Origin of the sequence: Pantoea sp. Morm (assembly GCF_016643525.1) — a bacterium.
Classification (GTDB): Bacteria; Pseudomonadota; Gammaproteobacteria; order Enterobacterales; family Enterobacteriaceae; genus Pantoea; species Pantoea dispersa.
Window position 1 is genome coordinate 1 of record NZ_VOQX01000080.1, and the last position, 19,261, is coordinate 19,261.

General features: G+C 58.9%; 16 protein-coding genes. 8 read left to right on the plus strand and 8 right to left on the minus strand.

Annotation, left to right across the window (positions count from 1 at the left end; translation table 11 throughout):
• Window positions 1-499: 499 nt before the first annotated feature.
• The 5 genes from mioC to ravA all read right to left on the minus strand — a co-directional run bounded on the left by mioC (window position 500) and on the right by ravA (window position 6,825).
• On the minus strand, window positions 500-940 hold the full coding sequence (gene mioC, locus FT726_RS21245; RefSeq protein ID WP_021508182.1) for an FMN-binding protein MioC: 441 nt from the start codon (window positions 938-940) through the stop codon (window positions 500-502).
• Window positions 941-1,094: 154 nt separating this feature from the next.
• Window positions 1,095-1,556, minus strand: coding sequence for a transcriptional regulator AsnC (gene asnC, locus FT726_RS21250; protein WP_007893613.1), 462 nt, complete (start codon window positions 1,554-1,556; stop codon window positions 1,095-1,097).
• Between the two features lie 105 nt (window positions 1,557-1,661).
• Window positions 1,662-3,800, minus strand: a complete 2,139-nt coding sequence (ovoA, locus tag FT726_RS21255) for a 5-histidylcysteine sulfoxide synthase (RefSeq protein ID WP_264441826.1) — start codon at window positions 3,798-3,800, stop codon at window positions 1,662-1,664.
• Window positions 3,801-3,871: 71 nt separating this feature from the next.
• On the minus strand, window positions 3,872-5,332 hold the full coding sequence (gene viaA, locus FT726_RS21260) for an ATPase RavA stimulator ViaA (RefSeq protein WP_058770715.1): 1,461 nt from the start codon (window positions 5,330-5,332) through the stop codon (window positions 3,872-3,874).
• Window positions 5,329-6,825 carry an ATPase RavA gene (gene ravA / locus FT726_RS21265; protein WP_058758223.1) on the minus strand — a complete coding sequence of 499 codons (1,497 nt, stop codon included), beginning with the start codon at window positions 6,823-6,825 and terminating at the stop codon, window positions 5,329-5,331. Before ravA ends, viaA begins: the two co-directional genes overlap by 4 nt.
• 299 nt (window positions 6,826-7,124) lie before the next feature.
• On the opposite strand from ravA, the gene kup reads away from it, so the two are divergent.
• Entirely contained in the window at window positions 7,125-8,993 is a 1,869-nt protein-coding gene (gene kup / locus FT726_RS21270) for a low affinity potassium transporter Kup (protein WP_021508177.1), read from the plus strand.
• Between the two features lie 11 nt (window positions 8,994-9,004).
• Here kup and qseC read toward each other — a convergent pair whose 3' ends face one another.
• Window positions 9,005-10,336: a quorum sensing histidine kinase QseC gene (qseC, locus tag FT726_RS21275; RefSeq protein WP_346303399.1), complete on the minus strand. Its 1,332-nt coding sequence runs from the start codon at window positions 10,334-10,336 to the stop codon at window positions 9,005-9,007.
• Complete coding sequence (gene qseB / locus FT726_RS21280) at window positions 10,333-10,995, minus strand: quorum sensing response regulator transcription factor QseB (protein ID WP_021508175.1); 663 nt, start codon at window positions 10,993-10,995, stop codon at window positions 10,333-10,335. The genes qseC and qseB overlap by 4 nt, the downstream gene beginning before the upstream one ends.
• Before the next feature lie 170 nt (window positions 10,996-11,165).
• Between qseB and FT726_RS21285 the strand changes: the two genes are divergently transcribed.
• The 7 genes from FT726_RS21285 to rbsR all read left to right on the plus strand — a co-directional run bounded on the left by FT726_RS21285 (window position 11,166) and on the right by rbsR (window position 17,531).
• A complete protein-coding gene (locus FT726_RS21285) occupies window positions 11,166-11,561 on the plus strand; it encodes a YgiW/YdeI family stress tolerance OB fold protein (RefSeq protein WP_058758226.1) in 396 nt (131 codons plus the stop codon).
• A 172-nt stretch (window positions 11,562-11,733) separates the two neighbouring features.
• Complete coding sequence (gene rbsD / locus FT726_RS21290; RefSeq protein WP_021313542.1) at window positions 11,734-12,153, plus strand: D-ribose pyranase; 420 nt, start codon at window positions 11,734-11,736, stop codon at window positions 12,151-12,153.
• Between the two features lie 7 nt (window positions 12,154-12,160).
• Window positions 12,161-13,669, plus strand: coding sequence for a ribose ABC transporter ATP-binding protein RbsA (gene rbsA / locus FT726_RS21295; RefSeq protein WP_031279830.1), 1,509 nt, complete (start codon window positions 12,161-12,163; stop codon window positions 13,667-13,669).
• Window positions 13,666-14,637: a ribose ABC transporter permease gene (rbsC, locus tag FT726_RS21300; RefSeq protein WP_021508172.1), complete on the plus strand. Its 972-nt coding sequence runs from the start codon at window positions 13,666-13,668 to the stop codon at window positions 14,635-14,637. Before rbsA ends, rbsC begins: the two co-directional genes overlap by 4 nt.
• Before the next feature lie 27 nt (window positions 14,638-14,664).
• The gene (rbsB, locus tag FT726_RS21305) at window positions 14,665-15,540 is read left to right on the plus strand and encodes a ribose ABC transporter substrate-binding protein RbsB (RefSeq protein ID WP_021508171.1); all 876 of its coding nucleotides are present in this window, start codon (window positions 14,665-14,667) and stop codon (window positions 15,538-15,540) included.
• Window positions 15,541-15,604: 64 nt separating this feature from the next.
• Entirely contained in the window at window positions 15,605-16,534 is a 930-nt protein-coding gene (gene rbsK / locus FT726_RS21310) for a ribokinase (RefSeq protein ID WP_058770712.1), read from the plus strand.
• Window positions 16,535-16,538: 4 nt separating this feature from the next.
• On the plus strand, window positions 16,539-17,531 hold the full coding sequence (gene rbsR, locus FT726_RS21315; RefSeq protein WP_407075082.1) for a ribose operon transcriptional repressor RbsR: 993 nt from the start codon (window positions 16,539-16,541) through the stop codon (window positions 17,529-17,531).
• Here rbsR and mdtD read toward each other — a convergent pair.
• Window positions 17,528-18,931 carry a multidrug transporter subunit MdtD gene (gene mdtD, locus FT726_RS21320; protein ID WP_058758230.1) on the minus strand — a complete coding sequence of 468 codons (1,404 nt, stop codon included), beginning with the start codon at window positions 18,929-18,931 and terminating at the stop codon, window positions 17,528-17,530. The two genes, rbsR and mdtD, sit on opposite strands and share 4 nt — an antisense overlap.
• Window positions 18,932-19,261 lie beyond the last annotated feature (330 nt).

Genomic DNA, 19,261 nt, shown 5'->3' on the forward strand with positions numbered 1-19,261 from the left:
CTGTGCCCGCATGACCACCACCGATTACGATGACGTCAAAAGGATCTGGATAAAACATGAAGTGGGTCCTCGTTAGTGTTCGGACAGGGATCGTTGCCCTGGGCGGTGGATTCTACTGAAATTCTGTTCAGGGCGAAAGTCGCGGGATCCTGCGGTTTAAAAGAAAGGATCTTAAGTCTTTTATATGATCTCTCTGTTAGATCTCTTATTAGGATCGCCCCTGTCTGTTGATAACCCGGAAAAGCGCTGTGGCAACAGGGGATTAGCGAGGATCGTTTACTGTGAATGATCGGTGATCCTGATCCGTATAAGCTGAGATCAACTTTGCTACTTATGCACAGCGTAAAAAAGCATCAGCGGTTGTTCTTTGGATAACTACTGGTTATACGCATGAAATAACGGATCTTATCCACAGGGCGACGCAGGTAAAAAGCGATAAAACAGCGGAATCAACTGGGGATCGACACAAATACCCGATCCCCGACCAGCAAAGATCGTCTTAAATCTGCGGGTGCCAGCTGGCGACCCACACTTCCGCCGGATCTTCCGGAATCTCATGTTCCAGCACGTCGATCTCCAGCCGATCGCCAATACGTTTGGCGCCCAGCTGCGTTAACGTCGTCTCCAGCAGCTTGATCGCACCGCAGAACAGATCGTATTCATGATTACCGATACCCACTGCGCCAAAGCGTACGCCTGACAGATCCGGCTGGCTCTCCTGCAGCGCTTCATAAAACGGCAGCAGGTTGTCCGGCAGTTCGCCGGCACCGTGCGTTGAGCTGACAATCAGCCAGACGCCCTCCTGCGGCACCTCATCCAGCTCGGGTCCGTGCAGCAGTTCGGTTGAAAAGCCTGCTTCCTGCAGTTTCTCTTCCAGATGTTCAGCGACATATTCGGCGCTGCCAAGGGTACTGCCACTGATTAAGGTAATATCGGCCATGATGCTCTCCCGCACTAAAGGCGAGCATTGTACGCTGTGATCAAGCGGTGATCCACCTGTGGAAAACAGGGTTAATCGTCGATAGCATCAGGCGACAAGGCGCATCACAAAAGCGATCCGCCCGGGATAAGGTTATGCACAGCGGGGAAGCCGATCACGGCTTGATGGTACGCATGATCGGGTTTTGCAGCGAGATCAGCGTCTCGGTGGACTGGATTTCATCAATGGTCTGGATCTTGTTGATCAGCACCTGCTGCAACGCATCAATGGAGCGGCACATCACTTTAATAAAAATGCTGTAGTGGCCGGTGGTATACCAGGCTTCCACCACTTCATCCAGCGCTTCCAGTTTGCTGAGCGCTGCCGGATAGTCGCGCGCGCTTTTCAAAATGATGCCGATAAAACAGCAGACATCAAATCCGAGCTGCCGTGGATCGATCTCCACGCGCGTACCCAGAATAATCCCCGCCTGACGCATTTTCTCGACGCGCACGTGAATCGTGCCGGGGCTGACGTTGAACTGCTTGGCGAGTTCGGCGTACGCGGTGCGCGCGTTTTGCAGCAGCGCATTTAAAATGCCGCGGTCGAGATTATCCAGTTGCAGGTGTTCCGCCATCATCCATCCTCATTAGGTTCTTCTTCTCTGAACAGGGAGAATGTGCAGCAAATTAGCGGGACAGGCAAGGCGCAGACAGCGGAGCTGCCGCTGTCTGCACGCTTTTTAGCGCTTACGCCACAGCGTCAGCTGGGCCTGTGTGTGCTGGAACTTACGCGCGGTTTCGCGAATCACAAACGGCACGTCCTGCGGCGGCGCAACCTCCTCAAAGGCATCGCGCAGCAGTCGTTGCAGCGCCTGCCAGGTGGTGAGCGCTTCACCGTTTTCACGGAAACCGCCCAGCCAGTTCTCCTTCGGCGTGAACTCTTCCAGCCAGGTGTAAGGTGAGGAGATAGCCAGCAAACCGCCGGAGCGGATCATCGGCGTGATGTCCTGCAGGAAGCGCTTCGGCTGGCGCAGGCGATCGATCAGGTTGGAGGCCAGTACCAGATCGTAGCCATCGGGCTGCGGTTTCAGGTTACAGGCATCGCCCTGCACAAACTGAATGCGCTGCGCCAGGGACTCATCGAAACCAAACTCTTTCAGCCGCACCTGGCGATACTCCACCAGCTCTCCCTCTTCCGGCACCACGTAACGGAAATCCTCGCCCGAAGTCAGCTGCAGCGCCACGTCGATAAAGCGCGCCGAGTAATCCATGCCGGTGACCGCAGCAAAATGGCGTGCCAGTTCAAAGCTGGCACGGCCGGTGGCGCAGCCGATATCCAGCGCGTGGCCGCGCTGCGCGCAGTGCGGCAGCACGATGTCGACCAGCGCCGCCGCATAGTTCGGCACACCGTAATAGCCGGGGCCGTACTGGAAGTCGAGGTACTGCGACACCATGCTGTCGGTTTCATACGGATTCAGCGCCATGCTCTCCTGATGTGAGGAAACCACGTAGCGGAAACCGGCATGCTGGAAGAAGTGGCGCCGGAAGGCGTAGCGTGAGGATTTCAGTGCTTCGTTGCCGGTGGAGATCCAGCTGCCGCCTTTGATCAGCGCATGTTTGCCGTCAAAGGTGGGCGTGGAGAAATCGTCATACAGCGGATGTACCCTGAAGCCTTCAAAGCCGTTGGTCGGCGTGGTGGTCCACTGCCAGACGTTGCCGACAATGTCGAAGAAATCACCCTGGGTAAAGTGGTCTACCGGACAGGAAGAGGCCCAGCGGGCAAGATTGATGTTGCCCGGCGCGTCGATCCAGTCCGGCTGATCGCCGGCAACCTGCTCGCGCAGCTGCATCCACTCGGCTTCGCACGGCAGCTGGATCGCTTTGCCGCTCTCTTCCGCCAGCCAGCGGCAGAATGCCGCGGCTTCCAGCTGATTCACTTCGGCGGGCCAGTCCCACGGCATCGCCACTTCTTCGGTCATCAGGCGCAGCCGGAGATCGTCAGGTTGCGCGATGTCGCCGACCCAGAAAGTCGGCATCTGCGGCTGGGCAAACTCGCGCCAGCCCCAGCCTTCGTCATCCCACCAGCGGCGTTCGTTATAGCCGTTGGCGGCAATAAAATGAAAGAACTCGGCGTTGCTCACCAGCATTTTGCTGGCTTTGAACGGTTTCAGCTCAGTTGTAAGGCTGCCGTATTCATTATCCCAGCCGTAGGTATCATCGGTTTTACCCTGCGTGACGCGTCCGCCTGGCATCGCCACCAATGTATTGGCCGGTACCGAGGCACGATCGTGGCGCGCCTGCGGACACGCCGGCCAGTGCGGCTGCGGTTTAACCCACTCAAGCGGCAGCTGGCGGATCAGCACGCTGGAGGTTTCGAGGTGAATACGCTCATGCTCAATGCCCATCAGAATCACCCACGCCGGGCTGTCCCAGTCAATCGGCAGCTCCAGCGGCATGGTGCGGATGAATTCACTTACCACGGTTTTCACTTTGCCGCGGTAGTCGCGCACCTCGGCTACGTCCGGCCAGCTGTAATGGCTGTCGTCGAGATCGTCCCAGCTCATCTCATCCACGCCGATCGCCATCATCGCCTCGATGCGATCGTCAATACGCTGCTGCAGATAACCGCCCGCCATCAGCTTATTAATGTAGAAAGTGGCGGTATGGCCAAAGTAAAAGATCAGCGGATGGCGCAGGGTGATGGCTTTATTAAAGTACGCGCGCTCATCGGCGAGGCAGTCGAACAGGCTTTCGTACAGCTCCCAGGTCTGGGTGAAATAGGCCAGCAGTTCGGCGCGTTTGGCGTCGCTGCTGCTGCCGGAAAGCCGAACGGTGCGGGTGGGCGCAGGCAATTGATCGTGAAGATGAGCGGTTGTCACAGTGAACTCCGTAAGCTGATTAAACACAGCGGGTAATTCACTATAGCAAATTAGCATTTCTGCCTGATGAATTAGCGTTTCCAGCGGCGCAGCAGGCGGCTTTTCAGGCCGGTATCGAAGCGCCAGATGTGATCGAAAATGCGCAGAATGCCAGGCTTGCCGTGCGCCGACATCGCCACGGCGTGGAAGCGTTGCTGATGGTGACGCTGGCGCTGTTTAATGGTGCTGACGATGTCGTCCGGCAGGCGCTGGGCGATAAAATCGGAAACGATCACCGCATCGGCTTCCTGCCACTGACTGCCCTCCATACGCGTGACCACCGCAGACAGGCAGGCGGCCAGATCGGTGCCGCCGCGAAAACGCTGGCTGAGAAAACGGATTGCCTGCTCGATGCCGTTATCCGCGGTCAGCTCGTAGCCAATCACTTCGTGAGCAAACAGCATGATGTAGCAGCGCCGCCTGTCGGCCAGCGCCACCTTCAGCAGCGCCAGACAAAACGCTTTGGCGCAGCGTTCATTGAAACCGCCCATCGAACCAGAGGTATCCACGCAGACGATGAACGGGCCGCGCGGCTGCGCTTCGTGCTGCTGATGGCTGGCCGGGCGCAGCGTCACTTTCTCGTGCCAGGCATCGCCCTGTAACCGGTAGGTCAGCAGGCGTTTCTCCACCAGCCGGCGATAAAATTCCAGCTCCAGTTCGCTGATGCTCAGCGCCGCCAGCTCCGGCGGCAACAGACGCAGCACATCGTCACTCTGATGGATGCCGCTGACCTCTTCCGGCACGTTGTCCGGCTCGCGCACCAGCTGATGAAACGCTTCCAGCGGCGCATCCTGTGACGGTACCGATTTCGCTTCGCGGCTGCGTCCCAGCTGCTGCGCCAGTTTCATCAGTTCCGGCTGCTGAGCGAGGAAATCGCCGTACTGCACAATCAACTCATAGTCGCCATGCTGCAGCGGTGCCTTGCTCAGATCCCACAAGCGTCCGGCGGCGGCTTCGTCGTCATCGGTCAGAATCGGCGCCAGCTGGCCGCTGATGGCCATGCGCTGCTGCAGCTCGGCCATCAGGCGTTCCCGCTGCTCTTCCAGCAGGGTTTCGTTCAGCGTCAGGGTTTGCAGCGTCAGGCTCAGGCGCCAGCGCTGCAGGAACAGCGTGTGCTGCGCATTGCTCAGCTGGGCGCTGTCGGTATGCAGCAGCAGTTTGCTGGCTTCTTCGATAAACGGGGACGGCAGCGCTTTCAGCTGCGTCATGATGGCCGGCAGTTGCTCACTGAAGGCGTGGCTGCTGAGCAGCTGCATCTGCTGGAAGAGCTGAAATTCGCGTGCCAGCGCGTCCGGCACCGGCGTGGTTTTCATCTGGGCGGCAATCTCGGCGCGCCAGCGCGGCAGCTCGCCCATCATCGCCTGTTTCAGGCGCGGAAATTTTTCAAAGAACAGCGCCAGCTGTGGCGAGGCCAGCAGTGCCACAATCAGCTCTTCGATCAGCTCGGTTTCGCCAATCGACAACAGCGTGCTGAGCGTCTCCAGCGAGATCATTTTCTCGCCTGTTTCAGCTGTTCCGCCACATCCTGCAGGCTGGTTTCGACGCGCGCCAGCCAGTCGTCGCTGATAAACAGGCAGCGCTGGTGCTGGCTAAACAGCGTGCGCTGCGCGCGCAGCTGGGCCTCCAGCGCGTCGTATTCTTCAATGATTTCCTGCGGCACGTCGCTGCTGCTGGCGGCACCCGGCAGCGTCAGGCGCGTGGACTGCAGGCTGACGTCGCGCAGCGTCAGACAGTGGTGCGCATCCACCAGCAGGTCGAGCGTCTGGCCAAAGCCAATGCCGTTGAGCTTGCCGCGGATCTCGCCCGCCTTCAGCAGCCACTGATTGAGCGCATCGCGTGCCACCACCACGTGCGTGACCTGCATGTCGTGCAGCGTCAGCGGCTGCTGCAGCATCAGGGTCAGCTGTTCGTCCGTGATCGAGGCCGGTAATTCATAGTGCGGTTTGCGGCTGAACATGCCGCTGTGCTTTTCCAGCGTCAGCGCCTGCGCCACGCTCTGCTGCTGTTGCAGCGCCAGCCGGCGCGCTTTGATCTGCTGCAGCGTGTGCAGCATCGCCTGCTGCTGCCACGCGTGCTGCGTCATCAGCGCATCAATTTCACGGTCCAGCAGCTGCATCGACGCCACGTCGTGCCACAGGCAATCTTTCAGCAGGATCAGATCAAGCGGGGCAATCGCCACGCGGCCGCTGTAAAACGCGCTGGCCTGCAGCAGATGGATGGCTTTTTTCCAGCGGCGATCGGAGATATATGGCGCCTCTGGCAGGTTCTCCAGCTGCTGGCGCAGCTGATAGATCAGTTCAAACACATGATCGGGCAGGCTGACCTGGCTGATGCCTTTCTGCCACTGCTGATACTCTTCATCGCTGATGCACAGCGATTCCGCCACCGGGTTGGCGTTTTCATCCTGCTGGTGGGTCAGCATGCTGCGGAAGTTCTGCTTTTCATGCACGTTGTCGAGCCACAGCCGAATCAGCATACGGTCGTACAGCGCTTCCAGACCGCTGTCAGCCTCCGGCAGTTCGTTGGAGGCGGTGACCAGCAGACGCATCGGGATCGGCTCTTCGCTGTCGCCGTTGCGGAAGCGACGTTCGTTGATGGCGGTGAGCAGCGTATTGAGAATCGCCGGACCGGCTTTCCAGATCTCATCCAGAAAGACAATTTCGGCATCCGGCAGATAGCCTTTGGTCAGACGCTGATAGCGTCCTTCATCTTTCAGCGCCTGAATCGACAGCGGGCCAAACACCTCTTCAGGCGTGGAAAAACGGGTCATCAGGTATTCAAAGGCACGGGCGTGCTGGAAGGCGTATTTCAGGCGGCGGGCAATCAGACTCTTGGCGATGCCCGGTGGCCCAAGCAGAAATACGCTTTCGCCGCTCAGCGCTGCCAGCAGGCAGAGACGAATGGCATGATGCCGTTCATACAGCCCTTTCTCCAGGGCATTGCTGAGGCGAGAAATTCTTTCTGCCAAAAGATGGGGTTGAGCCATAATCACATCATTGTCCTTCTGATCCTGGTGCCGTCATATTCTGGCGAGCGCAATACTCTACTGTTTATCATGCGTGAAAGCGTTGATAGCCGTCAGCTTTTTTGTTTCAGAAGGTTGAGGTGAGGCAAATCGCGGGTTTTCAGCGCATTTCGCGCCGATTTTCGGCGAAAAAACGCTGCACAGACGGCGTAATGCCAGACGGTAAAAGTAGGTTTTTTCGGGAATATGTGCATACTGTGCGCTTTTTGATGATCTGAGCGCCGGGCTGAGGCCTGCGCGGCTCCAACAAAAGACAACTTATGAGCTCGGATAAGAAACAGTCCCTTGGCGCAGTCACTCTGGCGGCGATCGGCGTGGTGTATGGCGATATCGGTACCAGTCCGCTCTATACCCTGCGCGAGTGTCTCTCTGGTCAGTTCGGCTTTGGCGTGGAACGCGAGGCGGTGTTTGGCTTTCTGTCGCTGATCTTCTGGCTGCTGATTCTGGTGGTTTCGCTTAAATACATTAGTTATGTGATGCGCGCCGACAACGCCGGTGAAGGCGGGATTCTGACGCTGATGTCACTGGCGGGCCGCAATACCGGCGCGCGCGCCACGGCGATTCTGGTGATCATGGGGCTGATTGGCGGCAGCTTCTTCTACGGGGAAGTGGTGATCACGCCGGCGGTATCCGTGCTTTCGGCCATTGAAGGGCTGGAGATCGCCGCACCGAGCCTTGATAGCTACATTGTGCCGCTGGCGATTGCGGTACTGACGCTGCTGTTTGTGATTCAGAAACACGGCACCGGCATTGTCGGTAAGCTGTTCGCGCCGGTGATGCTGCTGTGGTTCATCATTCTGGCGGTGCTGGGCGCGCGCAGTATCATCAATAATCCTGAGGTGCTGCACGCCATGAACCCGTACTGGGCGCTGCACTTCTTCATTCAGTACAAAACGGTATCGTTCTTCGCGCTGGGCGCGGTGGTGCTGGCGATCACCGGCGTTGAAGCGCTGTATGCCGATATGGGCCACTTTGGTAAGTTTCCGATTCGCCTGGCATGGTTTGTGGTGGTGCTGCCGTCGCTGGTGCTCAACTATTTCGGCCAGGGTGCGCTGCTGCTGGAGCATCCGGAGGCCATCAAAAACCCGTTCTTCCTGCTGGCGCCGGACTGGGCGCTGATTCCGATGCTGATTCTCGCGACGCTGGCCACGGTGATCGCCTCGCAGGCGGTGATCTCCGGCGTATTCTCGCTGACGCGCCAGGCGGTGCGTCTTGGCTATCTGCCGCCGATGCGCATCGTGCACACGTCCGAAGAGGAATCCGGCCAGATTTATATTCCGGTGATCAACTGGCTGCTCTATTTCTCTGTGGTGATTGTTATCGTCGGCTTTGAGCACTCCAGTAATCTGGCGGCCGCCTACGGGATTGCGGTGACCGGTACCATGGTGCTGACCGCCATTCTGTGTTCAACGGTGGCGATTCAGAACTGGCACTGGAATCGCTATCTGGTGGTGCTGATTCTCATCGCGATGCTGTGCATTGACGTTTCGCTGTTTTCCGCCAACCTGGTCAAAGTGTTCTCCGGCGGCTGGCTGCCGCTGACGCTGGCGCTGATGATGTTTATCGTGATGACCACGTGGAAGAGCGAGCGCTTCCGCCTGCTGCGTCGTATGCATGAGCATGGCAATTCGCTGGAGGCGATGATCGCCTCGCTGGAGAAGTCGCCGCCGGTGCGCGTGCCGGGCACGGCGGTCTACATGTCGCGGGCGCTCAATGTCATCCCCTTTGCCATGCTGCATAACCTGAAGCACAACAAGGTGCTGCACGAGCGCGTGGTGCTGCTGACGCTACGTACCGAAGATGCGCCTTATGTGCACAACGTGCGTCGCGTGACCATTGAGCAGCTGTCGCCCACCTTCTGGCGCGTGGTGGCAAGCTACGGCTGGCGTGAAACGCCGAACGTCGAGGAGATTTTCCACCGCTGCGGCCTCGAAGGGCTCAACTGCCGCATGATGGAAACCTCGTTCTTTATGTCACACGAGTCGCTGATCATCGGCAAACGCCCGTGGTATCTGCGTCTGCGCGGCAAGCTATTCCTTGCGCTGCAGCGCAACGCCCTGCGCGCGCCGGATCAGTTTGAAATTCCGCCGAACCGGGTAATCGAGCTCGGTACTCAGGTCGAAATCTGACGCATCGCGCGTCACCAACTGAGGGTGACGCGCAGCCCCTGCGGCTGCACCGCGCTGAAGGTTAGCCGGATGCCGTGCAGCTGAGCCACATTTTTCACAATCGACAAGCCAAGCCCGCTGCCGGTTTGCGCCTGCCCCGGCGGTCGCCAGAAGCGTTCGCCCAGCCGCGTCAGTTGATCGGCGCTGACGCCCGGTCCGTTATCCACCACCTCCAGCCTGCGCGCGCTAAGCCGCAGCTGAATCTCACTGCCGGACGGCGTGTAGCGCAGCGCGTTATCCAGCAGATTGCGCAGCAGTAAACCCAGCAGCAGTAGATGACCGTTCATCACCGGTTCCGCGTCAGCCGTCAGCGTCAGCCTGGTGTGCTGCGCTGCCGCCTGTGCCTGATGTTCGGTCACCAGCTGGTGCAGCAACGGCGCGAGGGGGACCGGCTGAAATTCGCTGCGCAGATCGTCTGCTTCGACCCGCGACAGCGTCAGCAGCTGATCGACCAGCCGCGTGGCGCGCAGGATGCCGCTGTCGAGCTGCTGCAGCGCATGGTTACGCATCGCCTCGTCATCGCCGGCCAGCTGAATCACCTCACTCTGCACGCGCAGCGCCGCCAGCGGGCTGCGCAGCTCGTGCGCCGCATCGGAGGTAAACCGTCGCTCGCGCTGGACCAGCTGTGCCATGCGGGCAAACAGGCCATTAAGCGCCGCCACCAGCGGCTTCACCTCCAGCGGCAGGCGCTGCGGCGTCAGTGGGGTGGCATCATCCGGCGCGCGCTGCTGCAGCGATGCAGTCAGGCGTTTCAGCGGACGCAGCTCAAACCACACCAGCGCCAGCAGCAACAGCAGCATCAGCGGCATGGCCACCAGCCACGGCAGCAGGCTGCTCAGTGCCAGATCGCGTGTCATATCATCGCGATATTCCCACTCCTGTCCGACCACCACGCGCCACTGCTTATCGGCTGAGGTCAGCCACAGCAGCCGCCAGCGATCGTCATCGCCACGCAGGCGACCATCGTGGAAGCCGTCGCGATCCGCGGTAAACGGCAAATCGCGGCCGTTTTCGCCGTCGTTCAGCAGCGGTTTGCCGTCGGCGCTGAACACCGCAAAGGCCAGCGCGTCGTCATCCTGATCGCCGCGATGGTGGCGCAAAATCGCTTTGGTTTTTGGCAGCGAGGCGGCCTGCAGGCGACTGGCATCCAGCGCCAGCAGGCGTTTGGCGAACAGCATCTGCTGGGTATCAAACAGCTCATTAACGGTGTCGCGCGTCTGCTGCCATGCGCTAAAGGTGGCGCTGGCACCACACAGAATAATTAACAGCAGAAAGCCGATGGCCAGTCGCAGAAACAGACTCATTCTGCCGCTCCCAGCGTGTAGCCAATGCCGTGTACGGTGCGGATGAACTGACTGCCGAGCTTTTTACGCAGATGGTGGATGTGCACTTCGACCGCGTTACTGGAAACGTCGTCGTCCCAGCTGTACAGTTTCTCCTCCAGCTGTGCGCGCGTCAGTACGCGACCGGGATTGCGCAGGAACAGCTCCAGCAGCGCCAGCTCACGGCTTTTCAGGCTGAGCGGTTCGCCATCGACCATCACGCTGTGGCTGCCGGGAGCCATCACCAGCCTGCCGTGACGCAGCTCCGGCTGCAGCTGACCGTGACGGCGACGAATCAGCGCCTGCAGACGCGCGGCCACCTCCGTCAGCGCAAACGGCTTACACAGATAGTCGTCGGCACCGAGTTGCAGGCCCTGCACGCGCTGGTCCAGCGCATCGCGTGCGGTGAGGATCAGCACCGGGACATCCGCGCCCTGCTCACGCCACTGGCGCAGGATGTCCAGCCCGTCACGTTGCGGCAGCGACAGATCCAGCACCACGGCATCCCATGGCGCCGCGTTGAGCGCCTGAAATCCGGCTTCGCCGCTGACAAACCAGTCGACGCTGAAACCCAGTTTGGTCAGGCCGACCTTCAGGCCATCGCCAATCAGCGTATCGTCTTCAATTAATAAAATGCGCATGCGTTTCTCCCGGTTATCTGGGGGTTTATACGAAGCAGATGCGCGCTTGTACAGCGTCATTCGCCTGTTTTGGCTTATTTTTTCCCTCTTTTTTTCCCTTAAGATCCTGTTAAGAACCCTGTGGTGAAATAGCTCCCGTAATCCGCACAGACATCGAAATGAGGTGAAAAATGAAAAAGAGTGCAGCGCTGTTCGCCATTATCGCCCTGGCGGCAACCCCGGTGTTAGCCGCCCAGCAGGGTGGCTTTGTCGACCCCAACGCGCCAGCCGCTCAGGCTAAAGCCGGCGGTTTTAAGGCCGATAACAGCAGTGTGGTGACGGTAAAACAGGCCGAAGAGATGAAGGATGACAGCTGGATCACCGTGCGCGGCCAGCTTGATAAGCAGATCGGCGATGAAGATTATCTGTTCCGCGACAGCAGCGGCAGCATGAAAGTGGAGATCGACCACAAACGCTGGAACGGCCAGACCATTACGCCGAAGGATCAGGTCGAGCTGACCGGCGAACTGGATAAGGATTTCAATTCGATTGAACTGGACGTTAAACAGGTGCGTAAACTGCCCTAACCTCCCCTGCGGAGCCACGTCGCGGGCTCCGCCATCCCGCCAAACTCAAATTTTCCCCGGCCCAGGCGAAACGTTTCGATGGCGATCACATTTCCGTGATGCCGTCATTGAGTTGCCATGTACATTTAATACACTGCCAGATAGCGAAACGTTTCGCTGTGGAGTGGAATAAATGAAAAAAGGTCGCCTGTTAAACGCTGAAGTCTCTCATGTGATTGCCCGCCTCGGGCATACCGATACGCTGACGATTGCCGATGCGGGCTTGCCGATCCCGGCCGGTCCACAGCGCATCGATCTGGCGCTGACGCCCGGTACGCCCGATTTTTTACAAGTTGTGGAGGTCATCACGCAGGAGATGCAGGTTGAGAGCGCCCTGATAGCGGAGGAGATCCAACAACACAATCCGCAACTCCACAGCCAGCTGATCGCCGTGCTCGAAGCCTTGCAACAGCACCAGGGGAATGTGATTAGCGTTCGTTACACCAGCCATGAACAGTTCAAACAACACACTCAGCGCAGTCAGGCGGTCATTCGCAGCGGAGAGTGCTCTCCGTATGCGAATGTCATCCTGAGCGCGGGCGTCACTTTCTGAGGCCGCTATGCAACCGTTATTGCAACTCAGGGGAATTGAAAAATCATTTCCCGGCGTGAAGGCGCTCAACGGCGCGTCGCTGGCGGTCTATCCCGGGCGCGTGATGGCGTTAGTGGGAGAGAACGGCGCGGGCAAATCCACCATGATGAAGGTGCTGACCGGCATCTACAGTATGGACGCCGGTTCGCTGCACTGGCTGGGAAAAGAAGTGACGTTCTCCGGGCCGAAAGCGTCTCAGGAAGCCGGCATCGGCATCATCCATCAGGAGCTGAACCTGATCCCGCAGCTGACCGTCGCGGAGAATATTTTCCTCGGCCGTGAATTCGTTAACCGCTTTGGCCGCATCGACTGGAAACAGATGTATGCCGCGGCGGATGCGCTGTTAAAGCGCCTCAATCTGCGCTTCAGCAGCCACAAGCTGGTGGGCGATCTGTCGATTGGCGACCAGCAAATGGTGGAGATCGCCAAAGTGCTCAGCTTCGAGTCGCAGGTCATCATTATGGATGAACCGACCGATGCGCTGACCGATACCGAAACCCTGTCGCTGTTCCGCGTCATCAATGAGCTGAAAGCGCAGGGCTGCGGCATTGTTTATATCTCCCACCGCATGAAAGAGATCTTTGAGATTTGCGATGACGTCACCGTGTTCCGCGACGGCCAGTTTATTGCCGAGCGCGCGGTGGGCGATCTCAGCGAAGAGAGCCTGATCGAAATGATGGTTGGCCGCAAGCTTGAGGATCAGTATCCGCATCTCGATCAGACACCGGGCGAGGTGCGGCTGCGGGTCGAGCACGTTAGCGGGCCGGGCGTAGAAGATGTCAGCTTTACCCTGCGTAAGGGCGAGATTCTGGGCATCTCCGGTCTGATGGGTGCGGGCCGCACCGAATTAATGAAGGTGCTGTACGGCGCGCTGCCGCGTACGCACGGCAAAGTGACGCTTAACGGCCGCGAGATTGTCACCCGCTCGCCGCAGGACGGCCTGGCCAACGGCATCGTCTATATCTCGGAAGACCGTAAGCGTGACGGGCTGGTGCTCGGGATGTCGGTCAAAGAGAACATGTCGCTGACCGCGCTGCGCTACTTCAGCCGCGCCGATGGCGGCCTGAAGCACGCCGAAGAGCAGCTGGCGGTGGGCGATTTTATTCGCCTGTTCAATGTGAAAACGCCGTCAATGATGCAGCCGATCGGTCTGCTGTCCGGCGGTAATCAGCAAAAAGTGGCGATTGCGCGTGGCCTGATGACGCGCCCGGATGTGCTGATCCTCGACGAGCCGACGCGCGGCGTCGATGTCGGGGCGAAAAAAGAGATCTATCAGTTAATTAACCAGTTTAAAGCCGAAGGGCTGAGCATCATCCTGGTGTCGTCGGAAATGCCGGAAGTGCTGGGCATGAGCGACCGCATTCTGGTGATGCATGAAGGCCATCTGAGTGGCGAATTTTCCCGTGAGCAGGCTACCCAGGAATCCCTGATGGCAGCGGCGGTCGGTAAGCAACACAGCGAGGAGTTAGTTGTATGAGTACCCAAACCTTACCTGCCAGCCGTCGCTGGTTCAGCAAAGCCTGGCTGCTGGAGCAGAAATCGCTGATCGCGCTGATTGTGCTGATCGCCGTGGTTGCCAGCCAGAGCCCGAATTTCTTCACGCTGCCCAACATGTTCAACATCCTGCAGCAGACGTCGGTCAACGCCATCATGGCGGTGGGCATGACGCTGGTGATTCTGACCTCAGGCATCGACCTTTCGGTCGGCTCGCTGCTGGCGCTGACCGGCGCGGTAGCGGCATCGATTGTCGGGCTGGAAGTTAATGCATTGGTGGCCGTAGCGGCATCGCTGGCGCTGGGTGCCTTTATTGGTGCCATTACCGGTGTGATTGTGGCACGCGGCAAGGTGCAGGCGTTTATCGCTACGCTGGTAATGATGCTGCTGCTGCGCGGCGTCACCATGGTTTATACCAACGGCAGTCCGATCAACACCGGCTTCAGCGATAACGCCGATCTGTTTGGCTGGTTCGGTATTGGCCGTCCGCTGGGCATTCCGACGCCGGTATGGCTGATGGCGGTGGTGTTCGCGCTGGCGTGGTACATGCTGCATCACACCCGCCTCGGCCGCTATATCTATGCGCTGGGCGGTAACGAAGCGGCCACGCGCCTGTCCGGCATCAACGTTAACCGCGTTAAAGTCATCGTCTATTCGCTGTGCGGCCTGCTGGCGGCACTGGCGGGCACCATCGAAGTGGCGCGTCTCTCTTCCGCGCAGCCGACGGCGGGCACCGGTTATGAACTGGATGCGATTGCTGCGGTGGTGCTGGGCGGGACCAGCCTCGCGGGCGGTAAAGGGCGCATTATGGGCACGCTGATCGGTGCGCTGATTCTCGGCTTCCTCAATAACGGCCTCAACCTGATGGGCGTATCGTCTTACTACCAGATGATTGTCAAAGCCGTCGTCATTCTGCTGGCGGTGCTGGTGGATAACAAAAGCAGTAAGTAACTCTGACCTTCACACAGGATTAAAGAAATGAAAAAGTTAACTGCATTGGCCGTCATCCTTGGCGCCACCCTCAGTGCTGGCGCGATGGCTAAGGATACGATTGCGCTGGTGGTCTCAACCCTGAATAACCCGTTCTTTGTGTCGCTGAAAGATGGCGCACAGAAAGAAGCCGATAAGCTGGGCTATAACCTGGTGGTGCTCGACTCACAGAACAACCCGGCAAAAGAGCTGGCAAACGTGCAGGATCTCACCGTGCGCGGCACCAAACTGCTGCTGATCAACCCAACGGATTCTGACGCGGTCGGTAACGCCGTGAAAATGGCTAACCAGGCAAACATCCCGGTGATTACGCTGGACCGTATGGCGGCGCAGGGTAAAGTTGTCAGCCACGTGGCATCTGATAACCGCTTCGGCGGCAAAATGGCCGGCGATTTCATCGCGAAGAAACTGGGCGACGGTGCGAAAATCATCGAGCTGCAGGGCATTGCCGGCACCTCCGCTGCCCGCGAGCGTGGTGAAGGCTTTAAGCAGGCCGCTGATGCACACAAATTCAACGTGCTGGCCAGCCAGCCGGCCGACTTCGACCGTACTAAAGGTCTGAACGTGATGCAGAACCTGCTGCAGGCGCATCCGGACGTGCAGGCAGTTTTTGCCCAGAACGACGAAATGGCGCTGGGCGCGCTGCGTGCGCTGCAGACCGCAGGCAAAACCGACGTGCTGGTGGTGGGCTTTGACGGCACCGCGGACGGCGTGAAGGCGGTAGAATCCGGTAAACTCAGCGCGACCGTTGCACAGATGCCAGACAAGATTGGTATGATTGGCGTCGATACCGCAGATAAAGTTCTGAAGGGCGAAAAAGTGCAGGCGATCAACCCGGTTGACCTGAAACTGGTTACTAAATAAAACCCAAAGAAAAGCATGGCAACGCGCCACCCTCGCGGTGGCGCAACTTCCTGGATAACTCCCTATGAGCAAAAGCGCAAAACTGGCGGTACTCGGCAGCATCAACGCCGACCACATCCTCAACCTCGCCCATTTTCCCCGTCCGGGTGAAACGGTGATCGGGAAACAGTATCAGGTTGCCTTTGGCGGTAAAGGGGCCAACCAGGCCGTCGCGGCTGGCCGTGCCGGCGCTGACATTGCTTTTATTGCCTGCGTGGGTGCAGATGACATCGGCGAACGTATTCGCCAGCAGCTGCAGCAGGACCAGATTGATACCGCTCCGGTGGAAACCGTGGCGCAGGAAGCCACCGGCGTGGCGATGATCTTCGTGAATGGCGAAGGCGAAAATAACATTGGCATCTACTCAGGCGCGAATGCGGCGCTGACGCCAGCCTGTGTGGAGCGCCACCAGCAGGTGATTCGTTCGGCCGATGCGCTGCTGATGCAGCTGGAGTCGCCGCTGGACAGCGTGCTGGCCGCGGCCCGCATCGCGCGCGCCAGTCACACTCAGGTGATCCTTAATCCGGCGCCGGCGACCCAGCTCTCTGATGAGCTGCTGGCGCTGATCGACATTATTACGCCGAATGAAACCGAAGCGGAAATCCTCACGGGCATCGCCGTCAATGACGACGACGACGCGGCGCGGGCAGCCCAGGCGCTGCACGCTAAAGGCATCGATACCGTACTGATTACGCTGGGACGGCGCGGCGTATGGCTTAGCGAGCAGGGTCAGGGACAGCGTATTCCCGGTTTCAGCGTGCAGGCGGTGGATACCATCGCTGCCGGTGATACCTTCAACGGTGCCTTCATTACCGCGCGGCTGGAAGGCGTGGCGATGCAGGATGCGGTCCGTTTTGCCCATGCGGCGGCAGCCATTGCCGTGACGCGCCCGGGCGCACAGCCCTCAGTGCCATGGCGCACTGAGATTGACGCATTCCTGCAGCAACAGGGTTAAGCGCTTGGCTACCATGAAAGATGTCGCCCGTCTGGCGGGCGTCTCCACCTCCACAGTTTCGCACGTTATCAACAACAACCGTTTTGTTAGCGAACAGGTGCGCGACCGAGTGGAACAGGCGATTCGCGAATTAAATTACGCGCCGTCGGCGCTGGCGCGCAGCCTGAAGATCAAGCAAACGCGCACCATTGGCATGTTACTGACCGCCAGCAGCAACCCGTTCTACTCGGAGGTGGTGCGCGGTGTAGAGAACAGCTGCTATGAACGCGGCTACAGCCTGATTCTGTGCAATACTGAAGGCGATGAAGAGCGCATGAATCGCAGCCTTGAAACGCTGATGCAGAAGCGCGTGGATGGCCTGCTGATGATGTGCACGGAAACCCATCTGCCCTCCGCCGACATCCTTAATCGCTATCCTTCGGTGCCGATGGTGATGATGGACTGGGCGCCGTTTGAAGGGCGCGGCGATATTATTCAGGATAACGCGTTGCTGGGCGGCGAACTGGCCACGCAGTATCTGATTGACCGCGGTTACACCCGCATCGCCTGTATTGCCGGGCCGCTGGATAAAACCCCGGCGCGCCTGCGTCTGGACGGTTTTCATCAGGCGATGGCTGCCAGTGGGCTGGCGGTGCCGCCGGGCTATGTGGTGGACGGCGATTTCGAATTTCAGGGCGGTTTCAACGCCATGAATCAGCTGCTGGTGCTCGATCCGCCACCGCAGGCGGTGTTTACCAGCAACGATGCGATGGCGGTGGGCGTCTATCACGCCCTGTATCAGGCGGGACTGCGCGTGCCGCAGGATATGGCGGTGATGGGCTATGACAACATTGAGCTGGCGCGCTATCTGACGCCGCCGCTCAGTACCATTCATCAGCCGAAAGATGAGCTGGGCGAGCTGGCCATTGATACGCTGATTCATCGTATGAGCGATCCCGACGCCAGCCAGCAAACGCTGGTGCTGACGCCGGAGCTGGTGGAGCGCGGTTCGGTTTAACTGCCTTTACGCGTTTTCTCGCGGTTGGCGATCAGGTTACGGCCATCCCCCGGCCGTAACATCAGAAACGCCAGCGCCGACAGCACGGTAATCACACCCATGGTAAAGAAGGTGGCGTGGAACTGCTGCACCGTGGTGCTCTCAAAATCCTGGTAAAAGCGCAGCACGGCGGCGCTGACCGCCACGCCAAAACTGATCGACACCTGCTGCGTTACCGCCAGCACGCTATTGCCGCCGCTGGCGTTCTCATCATTCAAATCCGCCAGTGTGATGGTATTCATGGCGGTAAACTGGGTCGACATCGCCATGCCCAGTACAAACAGCGCCACCAGCAGCATGATGATGCTTCCGTCCGGCGACTGCAGCGCGAAGCTGGCGACCAGCACGCCGATGATAACCGTAATGCCCACCAGCGTTTTACGATAGCCAAAGCGGCGCAGCACCTGAGTCACGGTGGATTTAGCCAGCAGCGAGCCAATCGCCGTGGGCCCCATCATGCAGCCGGCGATGATCGCCGGATAGCCAAATCCTACCTGTAACATCAGCGGCATCAGGAACGGAATACAGCCGGTACCGAGACGCGCGGCAATATTACCGATAATCCCGACGGAGAACGTGCGTGTCTTAAACATCGGCAGACTAATCAGCGGAGCCGGATGGCGGCGTGCATGCATAATATAGAGCAGCAGCAATACCACGCCGCTGACCAGCACCAGCACCGCCTGCCACGGCGATACGATACGCTCGCCAAACAGCTCGATGCCGATGGAGATCAGCACCAGGCCAAAACCAAACAGCATAAAGCCGCCGAAATCGAAGCGGCGTTTTGGCGTGGTGAAGTCTGGCATATATTTGCGTGCATAGAAGATGCCGGCGATGCCGATAGGAATATTAATCAGGAAGATCCAGTGCCAGCTGGCGTAGGTGACCAGCAGACCGCCGAGCATAGGGCCAAGAATCGGTCCGACCAGGCCGGGCATGGTGACAAAGTTGAGCACCGGCAGCAGTTCGCTGCGCGGATAGGCGCGCAGCAGCGCCAGACGCGCTACCGGCATCATCATTGCTCCACCAACGCCTTGCACCACGCGCGAAACCACCAGCATGCTCAGCGATCCGGACAGCGCACAGGCCAGTGAGCCAAGCGTGAACAGGGAAACCGCCACGATAAACACCTTACGCGTGCCAAAGCGATCGGCCAGCCAGCCGCTGACCGGAATCAACATCGCGACCGTGAGCGTATAACTGATGACAGCGGACTGCATGGCGAGTGGGGAACGTTCAAGGCTGGTGGCAATGGCGGGAAGCGCGGTATTCAGGATGGTGGCGTCGAGAGCCTGCATAAAAAACGCCATGGCGGCGATCCAGGGCAGGCCGGCCATACTGCGCGCGGAGCGAATCATTGAAAATCCTTCTTGAAGAAAATCGGTCAGCAAAAAGCGTAAGTTAAACAGGATAGCATCGGTCGCTGCGACGATGGCGCTGATTTGTGCCGCTGTGAGAGCTGGTTTGCCTGATTATTAGCCGGGAAATGTCTGTTTTTACCGCGTTCGTATAAAAAAGTAGCTTTCAGTCAATTTTTTTCAGGAAATGCTTGTCACTTCAGATTAACTCCCTATAATGCGCCACCACTGAGACGGCAAAGCGGCAACGCAGACGGCTCAGCAGGGCGTGAAGCGATTCACCCCGCCGGAGAAAAACGCTGAAAAAAGTGTTTGACTCTGAAGGAGGAA

Bases quoted from the DNA above. Each gene is read 5' to 3' on its own strand.
- mioC (WP_021508182.1), bottom strand. From the start codon at position 940: ATGGCCGATATTACCTTAATCAGTGGCAGTACCCTTGGCAGCGCCGAA.
- asnC (WP_007893613.1), bottom strand. From the start codon at position 1,556: ATGGCGGAACACCTGCAACTGGATAATCTCGACCGCGGCATTTTAAAT.
- viaA (WP_058770715.1), bottom strand. From the start codon at position 5,332: ATGATCTCGCTGGAGACGCTCAGCACGCTGTTGTCGATTGGCGAAACC.
- ravA (WP_058758223.1), bottom strand. From the start codon at position 6,825: ATGGCTCAACCCCATCTTTTGGCAGAAAGAATTTCTCGCCTCAGCAAT.
- kup (WP_021508177.1), top strand. From the start codon at position 7,125: ATGAGCTCGGATAAGAAACAGTCCCTTGGCGCAGTCACTCTGGCGGCG.
- qseC (WP_346303399.1), bottom strand. From the start codon at position 10,336: ATGAGTCTGTTTCTGCGACTGGCCATCGGCTTTCTGCTGTTAATTATT.
- qseB (WP_021508175.1), bottom strand. From the start codon at position 10,995: ATGCGCATTTTATTAATTGAAGACGATACGCTGATTGGCGATGGCCTG.
- FT726_RS21285 (WP_058758226.1), top strand. From the start codon at position 11,166: ATGAAAAAGAGTGCAGCGCTGTTCGCCATTATCGCCCTGGCGGCAACC.
- rbsD (WP_021313542.1), top strand. From the start codon at position 11,734: ATGAAAAAAGGTCGCCTGTTAAACGCTGAAGTCTCTCATGTGATTGCC.
- rbsA (WP_031279830.1), top strand. From the start codon at position 12,161: ATGCAACCGTTATTGCAACTCAGGGGAATTGAAAAATCATTTCCCGGC.
- rbsC (WP_021508172.1), top strand. From the start codon at position 13,666: ATGAGTACCCAAACCTTACCTGCCAGCCGTCGCTGGTTCAGCAAAGCC.
- rbsB (WP_021508171.1), top strand. From the start codon at position 14,665: ATGAAAAAGTTAACTGCATTGGCCGTCATCCTTGGCGCCACCCTCAGT.
- rbsK (WP_058770712.1), top strand. From the start codon at position 15,605: ATGAGCAAAAGCGCAAAACTGGCGGTACTCGGCAGCATCAACGCCGAC.
- mdtD (WP_058758230.1), bottom strand. From the start codon at position 18,931: ATGATTCGCTCCGCGCGCAGTATGGCCGGCCTGCCCTGGATCGCCGCC.